We start from the raw sequence: 21,093 nt of genomic DNA on the forward strand, positions 1-21,093 counted from the left end.
GGGTGGGGGTGTGTGGAGGTGGGCGGCGATGATGGCGGCCTGGTCGGTGCGGGGGAAAGGCTGGGTGGCGGTGAGGAGTTCGTAGAAGGTGCAGCCGAGGGAGTAGATGTCGGCGCGGTGGTCGGCGGGGGTGCCGTGGAAGCGTTCGGGCGCGGCGTAGGCGAAAGTGGCGGCGGCGCCGGTCATGGTGAGGGTGTCGTCGAGGGCGCGGGCGATGCCGAAGTCGGTGAGGACGGCGCGGTCTCGGCCGGAGTCGGTGCGGTCGAGCAGGATATTGCCGGGCTTCACATCGCGGTGCAGGATGCCGTGGCGGTGGGCGTGGTCGAGGCCGTGTGCCGCGTCGGTGAGGATGCGGACGGCCTCGTCGGGGGACAGCGGGCCGCCGCGTTCGCCGATCCGTTGCGCGACGTCGCCGCCGGGCACGTATTTCATGGAGATCCACGGGGTTTCGGCCTCCGAACCCGCGCGGTCGTAGATGGCGACGATGTTCGGATGCTCGAGCCGGGCCGCCAGCGCCGCCTCGCGCTCGAACTTGGCGCGGCCGCGCGGGTCGGTGGCGATCAAGTCCCCCAGCACTTTCAGGGCAACCAGTCGGTTCAGCCGGGGATTGCGGGCCAGATACACCACGCCCATGCCGCCCTGGCCGAGCACCCGCTCGATGGTGAACCCCGCGAACTCCGCCCCCGGAACGAGCCGCATGCCGCCTCCGCCGATGCCCCAAATGCCAGCCAGGCCACCATACGCCCGGGCTCCGCCCACCACCCCGCGAATTGTCGCCTGCCGCCGGATTCGTGCCGGCGGTGAACCCCGCCCCCCGCGTTGCGCGTAACGCATGGAGAGCGGCACGACACCGGGGGCTTGTCGATAGGGAGAACGACCGATGTGCCGGGGCCGCTCGACATCGCAACCTGAGTTCGCCATCGAGGCTGTCACACCGAAGGAGCGGGACATGACCACTGCGGAAATCGATATCGAGGGGCTGCGCGCGACCGTCGACGGGGTGGTGATCACCCCTGACGACCCCGAATACGATGCGGCGCGCAAGATTTGGAACGGCTGTTTCGATCGCCGCCCCCGGGTCATCGTCCGCCCGACCAGCGCGGCCGGTGTCGCCGCCGCCGTGCTGGCCGCCCGCCGCTTCGGCCTGGATCTGACCGTGCGCGGCGGCGGCCACAACTACGCGGGCCACGCGGTCGCCGACGACGCCATGATGATCGACTTGCGCGCCCTCGACTCGGTCACCGTCGACCCGGACGCCAAGCTGGCCCGCTGCGGCGGCGGCGCGACCTGGGCCCAGGTCGATGCCGCGACCACCGCGCACGCCCTCGCCGTCACCGGCGGCTTCATCAGCCACACCGGCATCGGCGGCCTGACCCTCGGCGGCGGCATGGGCTGGCTCACCATGCGCCACGGCCTCAGCTGCGACAATCTGGCCGCCGCCGAGGTGGTCACCGCCGACGGCCGCATCGTCACCGCCTCACCCGGCGAGAATCCGGACCTGTATTGGGGATTGCGCGGCGGCGGAGGCAATTTCGGCATCGTCACCACCTTCACCTTCGCCCTGCACGACCTCTCGCCCTTGGCCCAGCTCACCATGCTGTGGTGGACCCCCGACACCGCCGCCGCGGGTCTCGCCGCGGGCCGCGCCCTGATCGAGGACCTGCCCGCCGGCTACTGCGCGGCGGCCTTCGCCGTCTGCGGCCCGCCGGAGCCGTTCGTCCCCGAGCAGTACCGGGGGCAACCTGGATTCGCCGTCGCCATCGTAGGTTTCGATTCGCCCGCCGAACTCGAGTCGGTGGTGAAGCCGCTGCGCGACGCCGCCCCCGCTCCGGCCTGGGACCTGGTCACCCCGATCCCGTACACCGCGCTGCAGCAGATGTTCGACGCCGCGGCACCGCACGGCCTGCCCGCCTACGAGAAGTCCCTCTACGTCGACGACCTGTCCAACGCGGTGCTGACCACCATCATCGATCGCTTCCCGCTGCGCAGCTCCCCGCTGACCATCGTCCCGATCTTCCCGCTGCGCGGTGGATACAGCGAAATCGCGGACGGCGAAACAGCTTTCAGCGGCACCCGCAATCCCTGCTGGGTCGTCAACATCAGCGCGATGACCCCGGACCCGGCCGGTTTCGCCGCCGAACGCCAGTGGGTCCGCGACCTCTGGGACGCCCTGCGCCCGTACTCCAATTCCTCGGCGACCTACGTCAACTTCCTCGCCGAGGAGGACCCGGACCGGCTGCGGGAGTCCTACGGCGACAAGTACTCCCGCCTGACCGCCCTCAAGTCGGCGTGGGATCCGGACAACGTCTTCCACCACAACGCCAACATCCCTCCGGCCTGACGCTCACACCCGCACCGGATCGGTCACCGGATCCGGGTCGGCCATCGGATCCGGGTCGGCCATCGGTTCGACCGGCTTCCCGTCGAGTACGCGGGCGAGCCGGTCGGAATCCAACTGCCCCTCCCACTTGGCGACCACCAACGTGGCGACGCAGTTGCCGAGCAGGTTCACCGTCACCCGCATGGAGTCCATGAGCCGATCCGCGCCGAGCAGAATCGCCACGGCCGCAACGGGAATCGACCCGTGCCCGATGGCGCTGATGGTCGCCGACAACGCCAGGAAGGAGGAACCGGGCACCCCGGCCATGCCCTTGGAGGTCAGCATCAGAGTGAGCAGCGCGGTGATCTGCTCGCCCACGCTGAGATCCACACCGAGCGCCTTGGACAGGAACAGCACGCAGATCGCCAGATACAGCGTCGCGCCGTCGAGATTGAACGAATACCCGGTCGGTACAACCAGACCCGTGGTCGCACGCGAGCAGCCCGCGTCCACCAGCTTGGTCATGATTCGCGGCAGCACCACTTCGGTGGAGGCGGTGCCCAGCGCCACGAACAACTCATTCTTGATGTAGCGCAGGAACTTCCACAGATTCGCGCCCACATACAGCCGGGTGATGGCGGCCAGCACCAGAATGAACAACACCGCCGCTCCGTAACAGCAGGCGATCAACTTCCCGTACGTGCCAAGGGTTTTCAGCCCGTACTGCCCGATGATGAACGCCATCGCCCCGAACGCGCCCAGCGGTGAGAGCCGCATGATCCAGCCGATGACGATGAACAGGATCCGGCTGACATGATCGATGGCCTCCAGCACCACCGGCGGCCCGTTCTCCCCGAACTTGGCCAGCGCCAGCCCGAACAGCACCGAGACGAACAGCACCTGCAGCAGCTTGTTCTCGGCGAACGCCGAAATGAACGAGGTCGGAATGATATTCATCAGAAAGTCGACGGTGTGCGGGAGCTCGCCGTTCTTCGTCGTCTTCGCGATCTGATCGGCCCCGGTCGCCAGCGTCTTGGCGTCGATGCTGAATCCCGCGCCCGGCTTGACCAGATTCCCGACCGCCAGCCCGAACAGCAGCGCGAAGGTGGTCACCACCTCGAAGTAGATCAGCGCCTTGACCCCGATCCGCCCCACCGACTTCAGATTCCCCACATGCGCGATCCCCAACACCACGGTGCAGAACACGATCGGCGCGATCACCATCTTGATCAGCTTGATAAACCCGTCCCCCAACGGTTTCAGATCCGTCCCCAGCCACGGCCACAGCCGCCCCACCACGATCCCGGCCACCACGGCGACCAGCAATTGCACGAACATCGAGCGATACCAGGCGGTCCGGGGCGGCCCCGGCACCCCGACCTCTGATGCCGCTGCGGCCTCGAACGTCTCAGACATGGCCCGCACGCTAGGCACAGACCGTATCCCCGGGGTGACCAGCCCGTATCCCCGACATTTCGTAAGTTTTGTACACGGCGGCCATCGGAAAAGCGAAGCGGGCGGTCTCCGAGGAGACCGCCCGCTATCGCGTTGCCACGTATGAAATTACAGCGGAATGTTCTTGTTGTGCTGCGGCCGGGCCGGAGCCGCCGCCAGCGCCGCCGCGATGGCGGAGCGGGTCTTGGCCGGATCGATGACCTGGTCGACCACACCGATGGCCATGGCACGCTCGACGCCGCCCGCGATCCGCTCGTGCTCCTCGGTCAGCCGCTCGAGCAGGGCCTCGCGCTCCTCCTCCGGCGCGGCGGCGAGGGCCTTCTTGTGCAGGATGCCGACCGCGGCCTTGGCGCCCATGACGGCGACTTCCGAACCGGGCCAGGCGTACACGGCCGTCGCGCCCAGGGCGCGGGCGTTCATGGCGATGTAGGCGCCGCCGTAGATCTTGCGGGTCACCAGGGTGACGCGCGGGACGCGGGCCTCGGCGAAGGCGTGCAGCAGCTTCGCGCCGCGGCGCACCACGCCCTCGAACTCCTGCGAGACGCCGGGCAGGTAGCCGGGCACGTCGGTGACGACGATCAGCGGGATGCCGAAGGCGTTGCACAGGCGCACGAAACGCGAAGCCTTCTCGGCGCTCTCGGAGTTGAGGCAGCCGCCCAGACGGATCGGGTTGTTGGCCAGCACGCCGACGGTGCGACCGGCGAGGCGGCCCAGGCCGACCACCATGGAGCGCGCGTAGCCGCCCTGCAGTTCCTCGAAAGTGCTTTCGCCGTCGACATTGTCGAGCAGCTCGTTGATGATCGGCTTGACGTCGTAGGCGCGCTTGGCCGACTCCGGCATCATGGCCTTGAGGTCCACATCGCCGTGCGCGGCGGCGGCCAGGTCGAATTCGCCCTGCTCGGCGAACATCGAGACCAGGCGGCGTGCGCGGTGCATGGCGTCGGACTCGTCATCGGCGACGATGTGGCACACGCCGGACTTCTTGCCGTGGGTGACCGGGCCACCCAGGGTCTCCATGTCGACGCTCTCGCCGGTCACGGTCTTCACGATGTCGGGCCCGGTCACGAAGACCCGGCCTTCCGGAGCCATGATCACGATATCGGTCAGCGCGGGACCGTACGCGGCGCCACCGGCGGCGAAGCCGAGCACCACGGAAATCTGGGGGACCTGGCCGGACGCGCGGACCATGGCCTCGAAGACCAGTCCGACGGCGTGCAGGGCCTCGACGCCCTCGGCGAGCCGGGCGCCGCCCGAATGCCAGAGGCCGACAACGGGAATCTTGGAGTCGATGGCGGTATCGATCGCATCGACGATGTGCTTGCAGCCCTCGACGCCCATGGCGCCGCCCATCACGGTCGCATCGGAGCAGTACGCGACGGTGCGGACACCGTCGACCTCACCGATGGCGGCCAGCACGCCGGACTTGTCGCGCGGGTGCAGCGGCAGCACGGTTCCCGGATCGAAGAAACGTTGCAACCGGCCCAGCGGGTCACGGGGATCGGTCGTGGTGTCAGCGTGTGCGGGAGCCATGATGGTCATCGCGAACTCTCCTCATGTAAGGAAATGTCGTTGCCCCGGTAGGGGATCCGAAGAGCCGAAGAGCTGTTCGGATCCCCTACCGGGATCGCTTGTCTACTGACCGGTTCTAGAAGTGCGCGGTTCTTCTGGAAATTTGCGCGTCAGTACCGGCCGAAGGCGAGCGCGACATTGTGCCCACCGAAACCGAAGGAGTTGTTGATCGCGTACTGGATGTCCTGCTGGCGCGCCGCGCCGTGCACGACATCCAGATCGATCGCCGGATCCTGGTTCTCGAGGTTCAGCGTCGGGGGAACGATGCCGTCCCGGATGCTGAGCACCGTGAGCACCGACTCGAGGGCGCCGACGGCGCCGATCGAGTGGCCCAGGGCCGACTTGGGCGCGTACACCGAGGCATGCTGCACGCCTGCCTTGTGAATCGCGTTGCACTCCGCGGTGTCACCGACGGGGGTGGCGGTCGCGTGCGCGTTGATGTGGGTGATGTCGGAGGCCGACAGCCCCGCGGTCTGGATCGCGCGCTGCATGGCGCGAGCCGCACCGCTGCCCTCCGGATCGGGCGCCACCAGGTGGAACCCGTCGGAGGTGATACCCGCGCCCATGAGCCGGGCGTGGATGGTGGCGCCGCGCGCCTTGGCGCTCTCCTCGGTCTCGACCACCATGAGCGCGCCCGCCTCGCCGAAGACGAAGCCGTCGCGGTCCTTGTCGAAGGGGCGCGAGGCCGCCTTCGGGTTGTCGTTGCGGGTCGACATGGCCCGCATCATGGAGAACGCGGCGATCGGCACCGAGTCGATGAAGCCCTCGACACCGCCGGTGACCACCATGTCGGCATCACCCATCACGATCATCCGCCACGCGTTGGCGATGGCCTCCGAACCCGACGAGCACGCCGAGACCGGAGTGATCACTCCTGCCCGGGCCTTGAGTTCGAGACCGACCACAGCGGACGGACCGTTCGGCATGACCATCTGAACAGCCAGCGGCGAAATCTTGCGATAGCCACCGTTCTTCAGCTTGTCGACCGAATCGATCAGCGCGTCGCCGCCGCCGAGACCGGTGCCGATGGCGACACCGAGCCGCAACGGATCGACCTCGGGCGAGCCGGCGTTCTTCCACACCTCACGACCGAGCGTGATGGCGAGGCGCTCGACATACGCCATGCGACGGATCTCGACGCGATCGAGCAGCGTGTCCGGCGACACCTTCAGGTGGCCGCCGATTCGAACCGGAAGGTCGTACTCCGCAATGAAGTCGTCCTCGAGAGTGTCGATGCCGCTCTCGCCATTGAGGAGGCCCTTCCACGTCGCATCGACGTCACCGGCGATCGACGTGGTCGCCGCCATGCTCGTTACGACGACGTTGGGAAAGTTCCCGTTCAAGGTGGAAGGAGTGGTCACGGTTTCGGTCCTAGGCCTCTTCGCCGAACTTGGCCTTCAGCTCGGCGGCCGCGTCAGCGTTCTCCGCCTCGAGCTTCTGGATGTACGCCACCGCGTCGCCGACGGTCTTCAGGCTCGCCAGGTCCTCGTCCGGGATCTTGACGCCGTACTTGTCCTCGGTCTGGACGGCGATCTCGACCATCGACAGGGAGTCGATGTCCAGGTCGTCGACGAAGGACTTCTCGATGGTGACCTCGGACGGCTCGATGCCGGTCACCTCTTCGATGATCTTACCGAGCTCTTCGACGATCTGTTCCTGGGTCAGAGCGGCCACTGTGGTGGCTCCTTATCTTCTGTGAGGGGTGGGGATTTCGTTGTTTGCGACCCGAACGCTCCATCGCCGTTGATGAGAGCGGGCCGCGAGCCAAGCTAGCTTGCTGAAGTCAGCTCGGCGAGCGCGGGGAGGTCCGCGGGGGTCTTCAGCGCCAGGTTCGGGGTGCCCTTGAGCTCCCGCTTGGCGATGCCGACCAGGGTGCCCGCCGGCGGCAACTCTGCCACCGCGGAAACCCCTGCCGCACGGACTGTTTCGGTGCACAGGTCCCAGCGCACGGGGCGGGTGACCTGAGCAGCGAGCTTGTCGATCGCGTCCTGTCCGGAGCCGACCGGCTGCCCGTCGAAGTTCGACAGCAGGGTCCGGGTCGGCTCGTTGGGAGCGATCTTGGCGATGGCCTCCGCGACCGCGTCCTGGGCCGGAGCCATGAACGCGGTGTGGAAGGCGCCGGCGACCGGCAGTGCGCGGACGCGGGCCTTTTCGGGCGGGTTCGCGGCAAGGGCTTCGAGCGCCTCGAGCTTACCCGCTGCCACGATCTGACCCACCGCGTTGCGGTTGGCCGGAACGAGGCCCAGTTCCTCGAGACGAGCGAGCACCACCGCTTCGTCACCACCGAGCACCGCGGACATTCCGGTCGGCTCGAGGGCGCAAGCTTTGGCCATTTCCGCTCCGCGGATGGCGGCCAGGGCCACCGCGTCATCGGCGGAGAGGACTCCGGCGACGGCAGCGGCGGCGAATTCGCCGACCGAGTGTCCGGCGACGATGGTATCCGCGGGAAGCGATTCCTGCGGGATTTCGGCAAAGGCAAGCAGAGCGGCCGCGACGACGAGCGGCTGGGTGACAGCCGTGTCCACGATCTCTTCCGCGGTCGCAGTCGTACCCAAACGCAGCAGGTCCAGCCCCGAGGCCTTCGACCACAGCGCGATGCGATCCGCGGCGCCGGGAAGTTCGAGCCAAGGGGTGAGCATGCCGGGTGTCTGAGAGCCCTGTCCAGGGGCGAGCAATGCGATCACGGGATTAAGAAAACACTGTGGCCGCGCTCTCACGAGATGTCGGCGCGAATGAAGCTTGCTTTGGTCTTTTGTGAGGAGTCCACAAAAGACCAAGTGGGTTGTCCGGATCGCCCCATCCGCGAATCTCGTTACACCCCCTCGTTGGGGTCTGTGACGGGAGTCACATCAGTGGCAGGAGTGGGTGATTCGTTACGAGTTCGAGTCAGCCTGCCTACTGTGGCGGCGATACGTAACACGTAGGCATCACGCGGATTCATGGGATCCCGGCCCGTGATGTCGCCGATTCGCTTGAGGCGATAGCGCACCGTATTTGGATGAACGAACAGCTGGCGGGCGCAGGTCTCGACGGCTCCACCGCAATCCAGGTACGCGTCCAGCGTGTCCGAGAGATCGGCGCTGGCGGCGGCCAACGGTAGCACGAGGTGCTCGTTCAGGGCGTCTATCGCCGCGCGGTCACCCAGCAGGGCGCGTTCGGGCAGCAGTTCGGAGGCGTGCACCGGGCGCGGCGCGCCGCGCCAGCCCACCACGGCCTCCATACCGGCCATGGCCTCGACCGAACTGACGTGCGCGGCGGACAGCGTGCGCATGGTCGGGCCGATCACCACCGGGCCCTCGGAGAAGGCCTCGGCGAGCAGATCGGAGAGGAACTGGGACGGATACAACGGGTCCCCGAGATGTCCGCTGACTACCATGACGAGCCGCGAACCCTGCACCACGGCGAGCGCGTTTCGATTGTGCCGCGCCGCGACACTATGTACGGAACTGACAACGGCCACCTGATCCTTGGGGGGAGTGCCCACAAGCACGGTGGCGGGCGCGGTGGCGTCCCAATTGAGAGTGGCCGCGCGCGAGAGCATCTCGGGGCCGGTGTCGCCGCGCACCACGGCGTCGACGACCAGGGCCTCCAATCGGGTGTCCCAGGCGCCGCGCGATTCGGCGGCCGAGGCGTACACCGAGGCGGCGGCGAAACCGAGCTCGCGCCCGTAGCGCAGCACCGCCTCGGTGAGGGCCACCAGCTGACGGTCGTTGCGCGCCAGGGCCGGTAGCCACTGCTCGAAGAACTCCATGGCCACCCGGACCATGTCGACGGTCTGGCGCAGCGTGAGCCGCCGCGCCAGATCGTCCGGAATCACTTGGAAGGCATCGAGACTGAACCGGATATCGGATTCGGGGTCCTGCAGCCATTCCAGGAAGTTCACCACCGCCGTCTGCACCAGCATCTGGACCCCGGCGCGCTGGGCGGCGTCCAGATTGGCGAAGAACGGCAACCGATCCTGCATCGAGGCCACGGCCTCGGTCGACAGGCGACCGGAGAACTGCTTGACCCGTTTCAGGAGGGTGTCCGGAAGCGGGTCGCGCGTCTGCCGATTCGGGGAGAGCGCGCCGGTCGGGAGATAGACCTCGTGGGAGGAGGTGCCCTCCTCGTTGATCCGGCGCGGCCTCGGCGGTTTACGTTCCACGGTACTTATGTTCGGTTATGCGTCGCCGCCTTCGGTACCGGGTGCGGCCTTCGGCGCGGCGTTCACATCGTCGATGGCGTAGCGGCGGGCCGCCTCGGCGACCGTGGCGGGTGCGATCTTGCCCTGGTTGGCGAGACCCTGCAGGGCCGCCACCACGATGGACGCGGCATCGACATTGAAGACGCGGCGCGCGGCCGGACGGGTATCGGAGAAACCGAAACCGTCCGTGCCCAGGGTGATGTACTCGCCCGGGACCCACTGGCGGATCTGGTCCGGCACCGCGCGCATCCAGTCGGAGGCGGCGACGAACGGGCCCTGGGCCTGGGACAGCACCTGGGTGATGTAGGGCTGGCCCGGATCCTGGTCGGGGTGGCGCAGTTTCGCGATCTCCTTGGCCAGGGCCTCCTTGCGGAGCTCACCCCAGGAGGTCACCGAGTAGACGTCGGCCTGGACGTTCCACTCACTCGCCAGCATCTCCTGGGCGCGCAGGCCGTCGGGCATGGTGACGCCCGAGACCAGGATGTTCGCGCGCAGCTCGCCCGCGGCGCCCGGCTGGTAGAGATAGATGCCCTTGAGCAGACCCTGGATGTCCAGGTTCTCCGGCTCGGCCGGCTGGACATATGGCTCGTTGTAGAGGGTGATGTAGTAGAAGATGTCCTCGCCGCCGAATTCGTGGTGCACCGAATGCGATTCGGGATCGGTGCCCGGCAGCGCCTCCTGATAACCCTGCGCCAGGCCGCCGCCGTACATGCGGCGCATGCCGTCGCGCACGATGTGGGCGATCTCGAAGGAGAAGGCCGGATCGTAGGGGACACACGCCGGGTTGGTGGACGCCAGCAGCAGCGAGTGACCGTCGTTGTGCTGCAGGCCCTCACCGGTCAGTGTGGTTCGCCCGGCGGTTGCGCCGAGCACGAAGCCGCGGGCCATCTGGTCGGCCGCCGCCCACAGGCCGTCGCCCGTGCGCTGGAAACCGAACATCGAATAGAAGATGTAGAGCGGGATCATCGGCTCGCCGTGGGTGGCGTAGGAGGTGCCCACCGCGGTGAAGCTCGAGGTGGAACCGGCCTCGTTGATGCCCTCGTGCAGGATCTGGCCGACGCTCGACTCTTTGTAGGCAAGCATCAAATCCGCGTCGACCGACGTGTACAACTGGCCGTTGCGGTTGTAGATCTTCAACGACGGGAACCACGAGTCCATGCCGAAGGTGCGGGCCTCGTCCGGGATGATCGGCACGATGCGCTTGCCGATCTCCTTGTCGCGCAACAGCTCCTTCATCAGGCGCACGAACGCCATGGTGGTGGCCACGTGCTGCTTGCCCGAACCCTTGCGGACGCTGCGGTAGGCCTCGTCGCCGGGGAGTTGCAGCGGCTTTGCCATCGTGCGGCGCTCGGGCAGGAAACCGCCCAGCTGCTGACGGCGGTTCATCATGTACTGGATCTCGGGCGCGTCCGGGCCGGGGTGGTAGTACGGCGGCAGGTACGGGTTCGCCTCGAGCTCGGCGTCGGTGATCGGAATGCGCTGCAGGTCGCGGAACGCCTTCAGATCGTCGAGGGTCATCTTCTTCATCTGGTGCGTGGCGTTGCGGGCTTCGAAGTGCTTGCCCAGGCCGTAGCCCTTGATGGTCTTGGCGAGGATGACCGTCGGCTGGCCCTTGTGCGCCATGGCCGCGGCGTAGGCGGCGTAGATCTTGCGGTAGTCGTGGCCGCCGCGCTTGAGGTTCCAGACCTGCGAATCGGACAGGCCCTTGACGAGTTCCTTGGTGCGCGGGTCCCTTCCGAAGAAGTGCTCGCGCACGTACGCGCCGTCATTGGCCTTGTAGGTCTGGTAGTCGCCGTCGGGGGTGGTGTTCATCAGGTTCACCAGCGCGCCGTCGCGATCGGCCTGCAGCAGGGCGTCCCACTCGCGGCCCCACACCACCTTGATGACGTTCCAGCCGGCGCCGCGGAAGAAGGACTCCAGCTCCTGGATGATCTTGCCGTTGCCGCGGACCGGGCCGTCGAGGCGCTGCAGGTTGCAGTTGATGACGAAGGTCAGATTGTCCAGGCCCTCGTTGGCGGCCACCTGGATCAGGCCGCGCGATTCCGGCTCGTCCATCTCGCCGTCGCCGAGGAACGCCCACACGTGCTGGTCCGAGGTGTCCTTGATGCCGCGGTCGTGCAGGTAGTGGTTGAAGCGGGCCTGGTAGATGGCGTTCATCGGGCCCAGACCCATGGACACCGTGGGGAATTCCCAGAAGTCCGGCATCAGGCGCGGGTGCGGGTAGGACGAGAGGCCGTGGCCCGGGCCGCCGTGGCTGTACTCCTGGCGGAAGCCGTCCATCTGATCGGTGGTGAGGCGGCCCTCGAGGAAGGCGCGGGCGTAGATGCCCGGCGAGGCGTGGCCCTGGATGAAGATCTGATCGCCGCCGCCGATGTGGTCCTTGCCGCGGAAGAAGTGGTTGAAGCCCACCTCGTAGAGCGCCGCCGAGGACGCGTAGGTCGAGATGTGGCCGCCCACACCGATTCCCGGGCGCTGGGCGCGGTGCACCATGATCGCGGCGTTCCAGCGGATGTAGGCGCGGAAGCGGCGCTCCACCTCCTCGTCGCCGGGGAACCAGGGCTCGTTCTCGGTGGGGATGGTGTTGACGTAGTCGGTCGAGGTCAGCGCGGGGATCGCGACGTGGCGTTCACCGGCGCGCTCGAGTAGGCGCAGCATGAGATAGCGGGCGCGGCCGGGGCCTTCGCGGGTGAGCATCTCGTCGAAGGAATCGAGCCATTCGCTGGTTTCCTCCGGATCGATGTCCGGCAGGTATGACGCCACCCCCTCGCGAATCACTCGAACCCGGCCTCCCGCCGGGGATTTGCGTGCCGCTCCGTTGGCGGAATTCGACGAAGCCGGGTGCATCAAGTCGGTCAAGACGTTTGCTCCTCGTACACATGGGGTGGGACATCTGGTGTGGCGTCAATACCCCGGATATCCGCCGGTCGGCGGCATACCCGTAACGATTGGTCTGGGGCGCATCTCACATCCTTGCCGATGATGCGGCCCAGGTCATCATGTCAGCCGGAAATCCAGTACGGTTGCGCAGGGAACCGCCGGGCTGTGATCGGGGAGGAACCAAGTGAAGCTGCTGAACCCGCGGGGGTTCGGATTGGTGTGTGCCTCCGCGGCCGTGGCGGTGGGACTGGTTCTAGCCGGATGCTCGAACACGGTCGAGGGTACCCCGACGGTGAATCAGGCCGAGGTGACCACCTATAAGGCCGAGGCGGCTTCCTCGGCGGCGGCGGCCAGTTCGGCCAAGGCAGCGGCGGCGGTCGCGAAAGCCACTGCGGACAACTGTGATCCGTTCCGCAAATCGGCGGGGAACGCGGTCGATCGATACAACGAGTTCGTGGACGCGCACGACGCCAGCGCGGCCGACCAGCTGGCCAAGCGGGACGCCGCCGCCACCGCGCTCGAGGACGCGGCCAAGGGCGTCGAGACGCAGCTGACCGCCACCGGCGCGGCGCTGCCGGCCGATCTCGTGGGCAAGTTCACGGAATACGTGACCGCGGCGCGCGCGTTGTCCGCGGAGATTCGCAAGCTGTCCTCCGGGGCGTCGGTGGCGCCGCTGAACGACGCGAGCAAGAAGGTCAACGATGCTCTGACGGCGGTTCGCAACGCGTGTCCGGCCAAGTGAAACCGGCTTGTCCGTCGAACCTCACGGGTCTCACATACGACATTTAGGGTGCGATTTCGGCCGATCGGCTTGCGCTGGGGGCTTTTACCATGTTCGCTTGCAACTACCTATTGTCTGGAGTTGAGGAGGACACCACCGTGGTCGCCGCGGCGGACGCGCAGAACTACGCTCAGAAGCTTGGCATTTCACACGACATGGTGGTTCAGGAACTGGGCTGGGACGAAGACACCGATGATGCGCTTCGAGCCTCCGTCGAAGAGGCCACCGGTTCCGAGTTGCTCGACGAGGACACCGATGAGGTCGTCGACGTCGTGCTGCTGTGGTGGCGGGACGGGGACGGCGATCTAGTCGACGAGCTGATGGATGTCATCACCCCCCTCGCCGACGACGGTGTGGTCTGGGTGCTCACCCCCAAGACCGGCCAGCCCGGCCACGTGGACCCCAGTGAGATCGCCGAATCGGCCACCCCCGCGGGCCTCACCTCGACCACCCCGGTCTCCCTGGGTTCCTGGACAGGCACCAAACTCACTCAGCCCAAGACGCCCTCCAAGCAGCGCTGAGGCCCTCCACTAGGGTTTCAGTCAGCCGAGACGACTCGTGTGGATACCTCGTGTCCGCGGTTCGGGTCGCTCGGCGCCGGGTCGGCTCGTAGCCCGACCCGGTGCTGCCGCGCCAGGTTCAAGGATGGAGGGGAAGCTATGCCGCTCGAGGTCGGTACGGTCGCACCGGACTTCACATTGAAGGACCAGAACAACCAGGAAGTCACCCTGTCGAGCTTCCGCGGCGAGAAGAACGTCCTGCTCGTCTTCTACCCGTTGGCCTTCACCGGCATCTGCCAGGGCGAACTCTGCAAGGTCCGCGACGAACTCCCCAAGTTCCAGAACGACAACGCGGAAATCCTCGCCATCTCCGTAGGCCCCCCGCCCACCCACAAGATCTGGGCCGCCGAACAGGGCTACACCTTCCCCCTGCTCTCCGACTTCTGGCCCCACGGCGCGGTAGCCCAAACCTACGGCGTCTTCAACGAAAAATCCGGCTACCCCAACCGCGGCACCTTCGTCATCGACAAGGACGGCATCATCCGCTTCTCCGAGATGAACGGCCCCGGCGAGCCCCGTGACCAGCAAGCTTGGGAAAAAGCGTTGGCCACACTAGATTCATAACCCGTCGCCCGGCACACCCGGGCAACTCGGGGCGTATAGCTCAGCGGTAGAGCACTGGTTTTACACACCAGCGGTCGGGGGTTCGATCCCCTCTGCGCCCACTCGGAAAGACAGGCCATGCCTGCGGTGCGGGAATTGGTAGGGCGGGTTCGTGGTCGAGGGTAAGGATTCCGGCCGCAGAACTGTGCGCAGTGGCCAGCCCTTTGATATGCCGGACGCGACGCGAATGCTGGCGCGGGCATTCGGCGATGATCCTCAAGCGCAGTGGTTCCATCCCTCGTCCCGCTCACGAGCGAGGCGGCTCCGCATCTCCTTCGAGGGTTCCTACCTGGCGTCATGCCGCGTCAGCAACGGAGTCGATGTCGCCGTCGATGACACGCATCGGATTGTGGGCAGCGCCCTGTGGATCGCGAGTCCCCACATCAGGCCACGGGCGTCGATGACGCTGGATGAGTGGCTCAGAATGCGGCGGACCCACGGATCGCGCAGTCGGCTGGTGGCGACCGGAACCCGTCAGATCTGGAATTCCCATGTCCAGGAACCGCATTGGCATCTACTCGCCTTCGGCACCGCCCCGGAAGTCCGCGGCCACGGCTACGGCGAAGCCCTGATGCTCTCCGGCCTAGCCCGCTGCCAGGCCGACGGCCTACCGGCCCACCTGGAAACCTCGAACCCCGACAACATCCCGTACTACGAGCGCTTCGGCTTCGAAGTGACGGGTGCGGTCGACCCGCCCGGAGGCTGGCCCCGCAACTGGCTCATGCGCTACACCCCGCAGGCATCTGCCTCTTGACCGTCCATATACCGGATCATCGGCGACTTCGTCGGTGATGCCGGTTATCGTGGGCGTATGGCTACTCCCGTGCCGCTTCCGCATCCTCCGCAGATTCCCGCGGCGGATCCTGAGGCGCTACGGGCAGCACTACCTGCCGCGTTGCGCGAGGAGTTCGACGCCGAGTGGGTGCAGGTGCTGGATCGGGCGAAGCAGTCACATTCGCTGCGGGAGATCCATGACCTGCTCAGTAAGTGGCAGCACACCGCTGCGATGGAGATCCGAGACCCTGGTTCGTATCAGCGGTTGCTGGAGAAGGCTGCGCAGATCGAAGCGGCAGGTGGTCGGTCGACTGCCGTCTCGATCGAGGACATGCGCGCCCTGATCCAGCAGCGTTTGCAAGCTGGCTGAAACTCGCCGCTTGTACCGGATCGTTCCGGACCCGGAGACAGCCGAACAGGTGGCTGCGCTTCCGGTCGACGCACTGCTGGATTACGCCCAGGTTCTCACTGTCCTCGAGATCTCACCCTGGGCCGGTTCTCCGCAGAACATTGCCAATCCTGAAGGGGCCGTGCGCCGTTGGGCATTCGGGCCGGGCCAGGCCGGGCAGGTCATCTACCTCGTGCTCGAACAGCAACGTGAGGTGCACCTGTTGATGGTGCAATGGCTCGGTTGATCGCGAACACGTTCAGTACGTGGAATGCCCCCTCATAGGGAGGCAGAGAAATTAGGTGGCGGCTCTGGGAGGGGGTCGTTACAGTGGTCGCCGCGACGCGGGGAATGCTCCTGGATCTATAGCTGGGGGCCGAGTTGAGTTCCCCGGCGTCGTCCAAAAAATTCTGTTTGCTCGGTAGGTGAGTCAGGGACTGCCGGGGGACTCAGTAGTCGAGGGCGTGTTCCGGCTGGCAGACGTCAAGGGGTGACGGCAGATAGCGGGCGATGGCGTCCAACAATGGGGCGATGTCGTCGGTGGTGGGGGGTGGGGTGCACAGGACGGGGACGATGTCGCCGATTCGGGTTAGGGAGCGGATTCGCTGGTGCGGCAGGTTGGCCGGGTCGTGGAGGACCACGGGTGACGCGCCTCGGATGTCGGCGATGGTGCGCACGCAGCGCTCGAAGTCGGCGGCGGGCTGATCGAGGCCGATGATCAGGCAGAGGCGGGCGACCTGGTGGTCGTCGGCCACGCGCAGGGTTGTTTCCAGTCGCGGGGTGCGGGTGGCGGCGGCGTTCACGATCGTGATCACGCTGTCGGCCACCCGGATACAGCGTTCCAATGTCGCGATCGGGGCTCGGGAGGACAGCTCGGTGAGGCGGATCGTGTGGTTGGTCCCGTCTGCTGGCCAGTGGACAGTGGTCTGACCGCCGGACCGGTTGCTGCCGTAGCAGCGGAGCACGCGGTCGACCAGGCCGGTCGTCTCGGTGGGGTCGCCGATCAGGGTGACGTTGCGGATCGACTGCGGGTCAATGGCTTTGGTGCCCATCGGGTTGCGGTACTCCAGGTCGCCTCGAGGAGGGGGTGGGTCCTCGACTCGGGTCAACCGTACTCGCGGGCGCGGATTCGGGGAGCGGAATTCGCTCCCAAAATAGAACGTGTTCCTATACCGTCGGGGCTGTGCAGAAAGAACAACGCCCCGCTGTGGCCGACTGGTTCACCGCGGAGGACGGCGTCGCGCGGCTGAAGGGCAGCCGCTGCAAGGAATGCGGCACACCGTATTTCCCGAAGAACACGCTGGCCTGCCGCAATCCCCGCTGTGCCGGTCCCAAGGACGGCTCCGAGCTGGAGGAATACCTGTTTTCCACGCGTGGCCGGATCTGGTCGTACGCGGATGCCAGGTACAAGCCGCCCGCGCCCTACGTCTCGGCCGATCCGTTCGAGCCGTATGTCATTGCGGCCGTGGAGCTCGAGGTCGAGCAGATGGTGATCCTCGGGCAGGTCGTGAAGGGCTTCACGGTCGACGATCTGGCCGTCGGCATGCCGGTGGAACTGGCCGTCGGCACCCTCTACGAGGACGACGAGGCGGAGCACACGGTGTGGAAGTGGAGGCCGGTCAATGACTAACCGCGATATCGCCGTGCTCGGCGCGGGCATGCACCCGTGGGGCAAATGGGGACGCAACTTCGTCGAATACGGCCTGGTCGCCGCCCGCGCCGCGCTGGCCGACGCCGGGATCAGCCACCAGGATGTCGGCTACATCGCCGGCGCGGACACCATTCGAAACGGCTACCCGGGCTTCGTCTCCGGTGCGACCTTCGCCCAGGCGTTGGGCTGGTCGGGCGCGCGCATCTCGAGCAGTTACGCCGCGTGCGCCTCGGGCGCGCAGGCCATCGCGAACGCTCGCGCGCAGATCCTGGCCGGGCTCACCGATGTCGCCCTGGTGATCGGCGCGGACACCACGCCCAAGGGCTTCTTCCAGCCCGTCGGCGGCGAACGCCGCGACGACCCGGACTGGCTGCGCTTCCACCTGCTCGGCGCGACCAACCCCATCTATTTCGCGCTGTACGCCCGCCGCCGCATGGCCCTGCACGGCGCCACGCTCGACGATTTCGCCGCGGTCAAGGTGAAGAACGCCCGCCACGGCCTGAACAACCCGAATGCCCGCTACCGCAAGGAAGTCTCGGTCGAGGAGATCGCCGCCTCGGCCATCGTCTCGGATCCGCTGCGGCTGCTGGACATCTGCGCCACCAGCGACGGCGGCGCGGCCCTGGTGCTGACCTCGATGGATTACGCGCGACGCCACGGCATCGCCGATCCGGTCCGCATCAGCGCGCTCTCGACGGTCACGCCGACCTTCCCGAAGACGGTGCTCGACCTGCCCGACTTCGCCACGGATTCCGCTGTGGCAGTAGCGGCCCCGGAACACACCTTCCGCTCCGCCATCGCGCACGCCGCGTACGAGGAAGCCGGAATCGGGCCCGAGGACCTGTCGATGGCGGAGGTCTACGACCTGTCCACCGCCCTCGAACTGGATTGGTACGAGGACATCGGCCTCTGCGAGGTCGGCGGCGCGGAGCAGCTGTTGCGCAGTGGCGCAACCACATTGGGCGGCCGCATCCCGGTCAACCCCAGCGGCGGCCTGGCCTGCTTCGGCGAGGCCATCCCGGCGCAGGCCATCGCCCAGATCTGCGAGCTCACCTGGCAGCTGCGCGGTCAGGCCGACGGCCGTCAGGTGGAGAACGCCCGCGCGGGCATCGCGGTGAATCAGGGCCTGTTCGGCCACGGTTCGGCCACCATCGTCACGCGCTGAATCACGACAGCCGTGGGCGCGCGTGCGCCCACGGCTGTGCCGCTTCGATCTGTGCCGCGAGGGTGACGAGGGCCGGCTCGTCGTGAGGCCGACCCACGAGCTGAACGCTGTAAGGCATTCCGGTGATATCGAATCCGGCGGGCACCGCCGCGGCCGGGTTGCCGCACACATTCCACACGATGGTGTAGCCGGCGGCCCGCAGACCGCGGGCCGACGCTTTGAAGAAGCCGACATCATCGAGCTGACCCAGCGGCCACGCCGTGCTCGGCACCGCCGGACACAGAACGACATCGACGGTGTCGAAGATACTGAGAATCTTCGCTGACAGCCGTGCGCCGAGTGCCTCGGCCGCAGGGCCGATCACCCGGTTGTCCGCCGGTCGGCCGAGTGCGGCCACGATCGCCGTACGCCGGTCCAATCTTTCGCGGTGATCGGCGCGCGCCGCCTCCTCCGCGACGCCCCCGGCCATCTGCGGTGCGAACGCCGCCGAGAGGTCGACATAGGGCGGATCCTGTTCGATCACCTCGTGCCCGAGATCGGCGAGCAGATCGGCCATGCGGCGGACGGCGCTCGCGGTGGCCGCGTCCACCGACGTGGTGAAAGCTGGTGCGGCCAGCGACAATGCGATGCGTAGTCGCCCGGGTTCGCGAACAGCGGCCTCGGACAGGGTGATCGGCCACGGCTCGGCGGAGAACCGATCCACACCCGGTGTCGCACCGGAGATGACGTCGTAGATGAGGGCGCTGTCACGCACCGATCGGGTCAGCGGCCCGAGCGTGCCCAGCGCCCGCCACAGGTCGGCATTGGGCGCGGTGCTCACCCGTCCACGCTGGGGCTTGAGCCCGAACAATCCGCACCACGCCGAGGGCAGCCGGATCGAACCGCCGCCGTCGCCGCCGATTCCGGCGGGCACCATGCCCGATGCCACCGCCGCCGCGGTGCCGCCCGACGATCCAGCGGTGGATTTGTCCGGATCCCAAGGATTCCGCGTATGCCCGTGGGTGATCGACTCGGTGAACGGGTAGATCCCGAACTCCGGCATGGCGGTCTTGCCGATAATGACCGCCCCGGCCGCCCGCAGCCGCGCGACCACGGCACTGTCGGACTCGGCGACCCGATCGAAAGCGCCTGTCCCGTAACCGGTCACCACGCCCCGGACATGGTTCTCGTCCTTGATGGCGATCGGCACGCCGTGCAGCGGACCCAGCTCCTCGCCCCGCGCCTGCCGCTCGTCGAGCGCCGCCGCCTCGGCCAGCGCTTCCTCGCGCAGCACCGCCACGAACGCGCCCAGCACCGGATCCAACCGATCGATGCGATCCAGGCAGTAGGCGGTCAACTCTCGCGCGGAAATCGCCTGCTCCGCAACCTTTTCCGCCATCCCGGCGACGCCTTCGAAGGCCAGCTCAGGGTTCTGCCCGCCGGTCGTCTCCGCCAGTTTCGAGGTGCTCATGCCCGATTCCGTCCTGCTCCGATCCCGCGCGCCGCACCGGGCGCGGGATTCATGGGCAGTATCGCACTCACGTCCAGGACCGTGAACGCGCCGAGATCGGGCGACGCCGCCGAACTCAGGGCAGGACGTTCGGAATGAGTTGGGGCGCTTGCGCGCCCACCCAGGAGCCGATGAACGACCCGGCGTAATAGCCGATGAACGTGCCCGCCACACCGCCGACGACGGCACCGGCGATCGTGCCGACGGGGCCCACGGCCGAGCCGAGTCCGCCGACCAGCACGGCTCCGGACACACCGCCGATGATCTGGCCCGCCGTCTGGCCGATGTAGGTGCCGTTCTCCATCGGGCTCGCGATGGGCGCGGCCGTGGCGACCGGAGCCGCGGCCGGGATGGGCTGCGGAGCAATGGGTTCGACGGGATCGACGACCGGGGTGGCAGTGGCCGCGGCCGGGGCGAAGGCGATCGGTGCCGCGGACTGCGTGAAGGGCTGGGCGAAGTCGGCGGGCTGCGCGGTCAGTTCTGCACTGGGAACCGCGATCGAGGCGGTCGCGGGCTGCGCGGTCGCCGTTCCGGTCCCCGCGATGCCGACCGCGGCCGGGACCACCACGGCCACCGGAAGTCCGCGCAGCAACCTGCCGCGCTTGTTCTCCGCGCGATGCCGTCCTGCCATGTCTGTCCGCCTCTCCGAGCTCGAGCATGCATTCACCACCCCATCGTCGGCGGCTCGTGCGCCACAACAGGTTTGTGACCGGCTTCGCAGGATGCCCGGGCGGCTATGAGCAGTCGCCGGGCAACCTTCGAGCACCGCCCGACCTCGGCATTTCGGGAAACAAACGGTCCAAAACCGCTATCTGACTTGCTCATATTTCATATGCTCTGGCGCGCGGGGTGGGCGAAACTCCACCCGCCTCGCCGGATCGATTAGAGGACATCTTGATGAAACGAACCATATTCGTGGGTATCGCGGCCTTCGCCGTGCTCGGCGCCGGCGGCGGAACGGCTGCGGCGCAGGGGATTCCCCTGCAGGACGTGGACATCTCGCCGGGCTCGGCCGCGGACCTGGGCAATGCCGTGGGCGCCGGGTCGGTGGACGTGGGCAGTGCCGCGCTCGTGATGGGCGGTGCCTTCGGCAGCGGTTACGCGGGCGGTGCACTGGGCGAGATCCTCAGCAGCCTCTCCGCCCGCTAGCGGCCGGACCCGCTGAGATGCGCGCACAACCCCCTTCGTCGTGCGCGCATCTCACCAGGCCCGGCGCGCGTGCGGCAGGGGCGGAGCGGAACGACGATCAGCGATACCCGGGGATGCGCATGCGGCGGG

21 protein-coding genes and 1 tRNA gene are annotated in these 21,093 nt (G+C 67.4%); 11 read left to right on the forward strand and 11 right to left on the reverse strand.

From position 1 onward, the window contains the following. On the reverse strand, positions 1–699 hold a 699-nt coding region (locus ACAM49_RS10085; RefSeq protein WP_369635194.1), incomplete at its 3' end, for a serine/threonine-protein kinase. A gap of 250 nt (positions 700–949) precedes the next feature. On the opposite strand from ACAM49_RS10085, the gene ACAM49_RS10090 reads away from it, so the two are divergent. Further along, positions 950–2,341 (forward strand): FAD-binding oxidoreductase, encoded by a 1,392-nt coding sequence (locus ACAM49_RS10090; RefSeq protein ID WP_369635195.1) that lies wholly within the window; start codon positions 950–952, stop codon positions 2,339–2,341. A 3-nt stretch (positions 2,342–2,344) separates the two neighbouring features. On the opposite strand, the gene dctA is transcribed toward ACAM49_RS10090, so the two are convergent. The 7 genes from dctA to aceE form a co-directional block, all read right to left on the reverse strand. Further along, entirely contained in the window at positions 2,345–3,736 is a 1,392-nt protein-coding gene (gene dctA, locus ACAM49_RS10095) for a C4-dicarboxylate transporter DctA (protein WP_369635196.1), read from the reverse strand. Positions 3,737–3,883: 147 nt separating this feature from the next. Next, positions 3,884–5,314, reverse strand: a complete 1,431-nt coding sequence (locus ACAM49_RS10100) for an acyl-CoA carboxylase subunit beta (RefSeq protein ID WP_369635197.1) — start codon at positions 5,312–5,314, stop codon at positions 3,884–3,886. A gap of 140 nt (positions 5,315–5,454) precedes the next feature. After that, positions 5,455–6,705: a KasA/KasB family beta-ketoacyl-ACP synthase gene (locus ACAM49_RS10105; RefSeq protein WP_369635198.1), complete on the reverse strand. Its 1,251-nt coding sequence runs from the start codon at positions 6,703–6,705 to the stop codon at positions 5,455–5,457. A 10-nt stretch (positions 6,706–6,715) separates the two neighbouring features. Further along, entirely contained in the window at positions 6,716–7,018 is a 303-nt protein-coding gene (gene acpM, locus ACAM49_RS10110; RefSeq protein WP_120743304.1) for a meromycolate extension acyl carrier protein AcpM, read from the reverse strand. A gap of 95 nt (positions 7,019–7,113) precedes the next feature. Continuing rightward, positions 7,114–8,028, reverse strand: coding sequence for an ACP S-malonyltransferase (locus ACAM49_RS10115; RefSeq protein WP_369635199.1), 915 nt, complete (start codon positions 8,026–8,028; stop codon positions 7,114–7,116). A gap of 128 nt (positions 8,029–8,156) precedes the next feature. After that, the gene (locus ACAM49_RS10120; protein WP_369635200.1) at positions 8,157–9,488 is read right to left on the reverse strand and encodes a PucR family transcriptional regulator; all 1,332 of its coding nucleotides are present in this window, start codon (positions 9,486–9,488) and stop codon (positions 8,157–8,159) included. Positions 9,489–9,503: 15 nt separating this feature from the next. Next, positions 9,504–12,371 carry a pyruvate dehydrogenase (acetyl-transferring), homodimeric type gene (gene aceE / locus ACAM49_RS10125; RefSeq protein WP_369635249.1) on the reverse strand — a complete coding sequence of 956 codons (2,868 nt, stop codon included), beginning with the start codon at positions 12,369–12,371 and terminating at the stop codon, positions 9,504–9,506. Between the two features lie 217 nt (positions 12,372–12,588). Between aceE and ACAM49_RS10130 the strand changes: the two genes are divergently transcribed. The 7 genes from ACAM49_RS10130 to ACAM49_RS10160 all read left to right on the forward strand — a co-directional run bounded on the left by ACAM49_RS10130 (position 12,589) and on the right by ACAM49_RS10160 (position 15,757). Then, positions 12,589–13,146: a hypothetical protein gene (locus tag ACAM49_RS10130; protein WP_369635201.1), complete on the forward strand. Its 558-nt coding sequence runs from the start codon at positions 12,589–12,591 to the stop codon at positions 13,144–13,146. 137 nt (positions 13,147–13,283) lie between these two features. Further along, a complete protein-coding gene (locus ACAM49_RS10135; protein WP_040804132.1) occupies positions 13,284–13,706 on the forward strand; it encodes a DUF3052 domain-containing protein in 423 nt (140 codons plus the stop codon). A 138-nt stretch (positions 13,707–13,844) separates the two neighbouring features. Beyond that, positions 13,845–14,309 carry a peroxiredoxin gene (locus ACAM49_RS10140; protein ID WP_369635202.1) on the forward strand — a complete coding sequence of 155 codons (465 nt, stop codon included), beginning with the start codon at positions 13,845–13,847 and terminating at the stop codon, positions 14,307–14,309. 29 nt (positions 14,310–14,338) lie between these two features. Beyond that, positions 14,339–14,410: transfer RNA gene (locus ACAM49_RS10145), tRNA-Val, on the forward strand. A 395-nt stretch (positions 14,411–14,805) separates the two neighbouring features. Continuing rightward, positions 14,806–15,102: a GNAT family N-acetyltransferase gene (locus ACAM49_RS10150; protein WP_369635203.1), complete on the forward strand. Its 297-nt coding sequence runs from the start codon at positions 14,806–14,808 to the stop codon at positions 15,100–15,102. Between the two features lie 57 nt (positions 15,103–15,159). Next, positions 15,160–15,492, forward strand: a complete 333-nt coding sequence (locus tag ACAM49_RS10155; protein WP_369635204.1) for a DUF6247 family protein — start codon at positions 15,160–15,162, stop codon at positions 15,490–15,492. A 10-nt stretch (positions 15,493–15,502) separates the two neighbouring features. Beyond that, a complete protein-coding gene (locus ACAM49_RS10160) occupies positions 15,503–15,757 on the forward strand; it encodes a hypothetical protein (RefSeq protein ID WP_369635205.1) in 255 nt (84 codons plus the stop codon). A gap of 202 nt (positions 15,758–15,959) precedes the next feature. Here ACAM49_RS10160 and ACAM49_RS10165 read toward each other — a convergent pair whose 3' ends face one another. Further along, on the reverse strand, positions 15,960–16,562 hold the full coding sequence (locus tag ACAM49_RS10165) for a GTP-binding protein (RefSeq protein ID WP_369635206.1): 603 nt from the start codon (positions 16,560–16,562) through the stop codon (positions 15,960–15,962). Positions 16,563–16,717: 155 nt separating this feature from the next. On the opposite strand from ACAM49_RS10165, the gene ACAM49_RS10170 reads away from it, so the two are divergent. Continuing rightward, the gene (locus tag ACAM49_RS10170) at positions 16,718–17,140 is read left to right on the forward strand and encodes a Zn-ribbon domain-containing OB-fold protein (protein ID WP_369635250.1); all 423 of its coding nucleotides are present in this window, start codon (positions 16,718–16,720) and stop codon (positions 17,138–17,140) included. After that, entirely contained in the window at positions 17,133–18,326 is a 1,194-nt protein-coding gene (locus ACAM49_RS10175; RefSeq protein ID WP_369635207.1) for a lipid-transfer protein, read from the forward strand. Before ACAM49_RS10170 ends, ACAM49_RS10175 begins: the two co-directional genes overlap by 8 nt. Before the next feature lies 1 nt (position 18,327). On the opposite strand, the gene ACAM49_RS10180 is transcribed toward ACAM49_RS10175, so the two are convergent. Continuing rightward, on the reverse strand, positions 18,328–19,776 hold the full coding sequence (locus tag ACAM49_RS10180; RefSeq protein ID WP_369635208.1) for an amidase: 1,449 nt from the start codon (positions 19,774–19,776) through the stop codon (positions 18,328–18,330). Between the two features lie 115 nt (positions 19,777–19,891). Further along, complete coding sequence (locus ACAM49_RS10185) at positions 19,892–20,446, reverse strand: hypothetical protein (protein ID WP_369635209.1); 555 nt, start codon at positions 20,444–20,446, stop codon at positions 19,892–19,894. A 266-nt stretch (positions 20,447–20,712) separates the two neighbouring features. On the opposite strand from ACAM49_RS10185, the gene ACAM49_RS10190 reads away from it, so the two are divergent. Then, positions 20,713–20,964, forward strand: coding sequence for a hypothetical protein (locus ACAM49_RS10190; protein WP_369635210.1), 252 nt, complete (start codon positions 20,713–20,715; stop codon positions 20,962–20,964). Positions 20,965–21,093 lie beyond the last annotated feature (129 nt).

Source organism: Nocardia sp. JMUB6875 (assembly GCF_041154655.1).
GTDB lineage: Bacteria > Actinomycetota > Actinomycetes > Mycobacteriales > Mycobacteriaceae > Nocardia.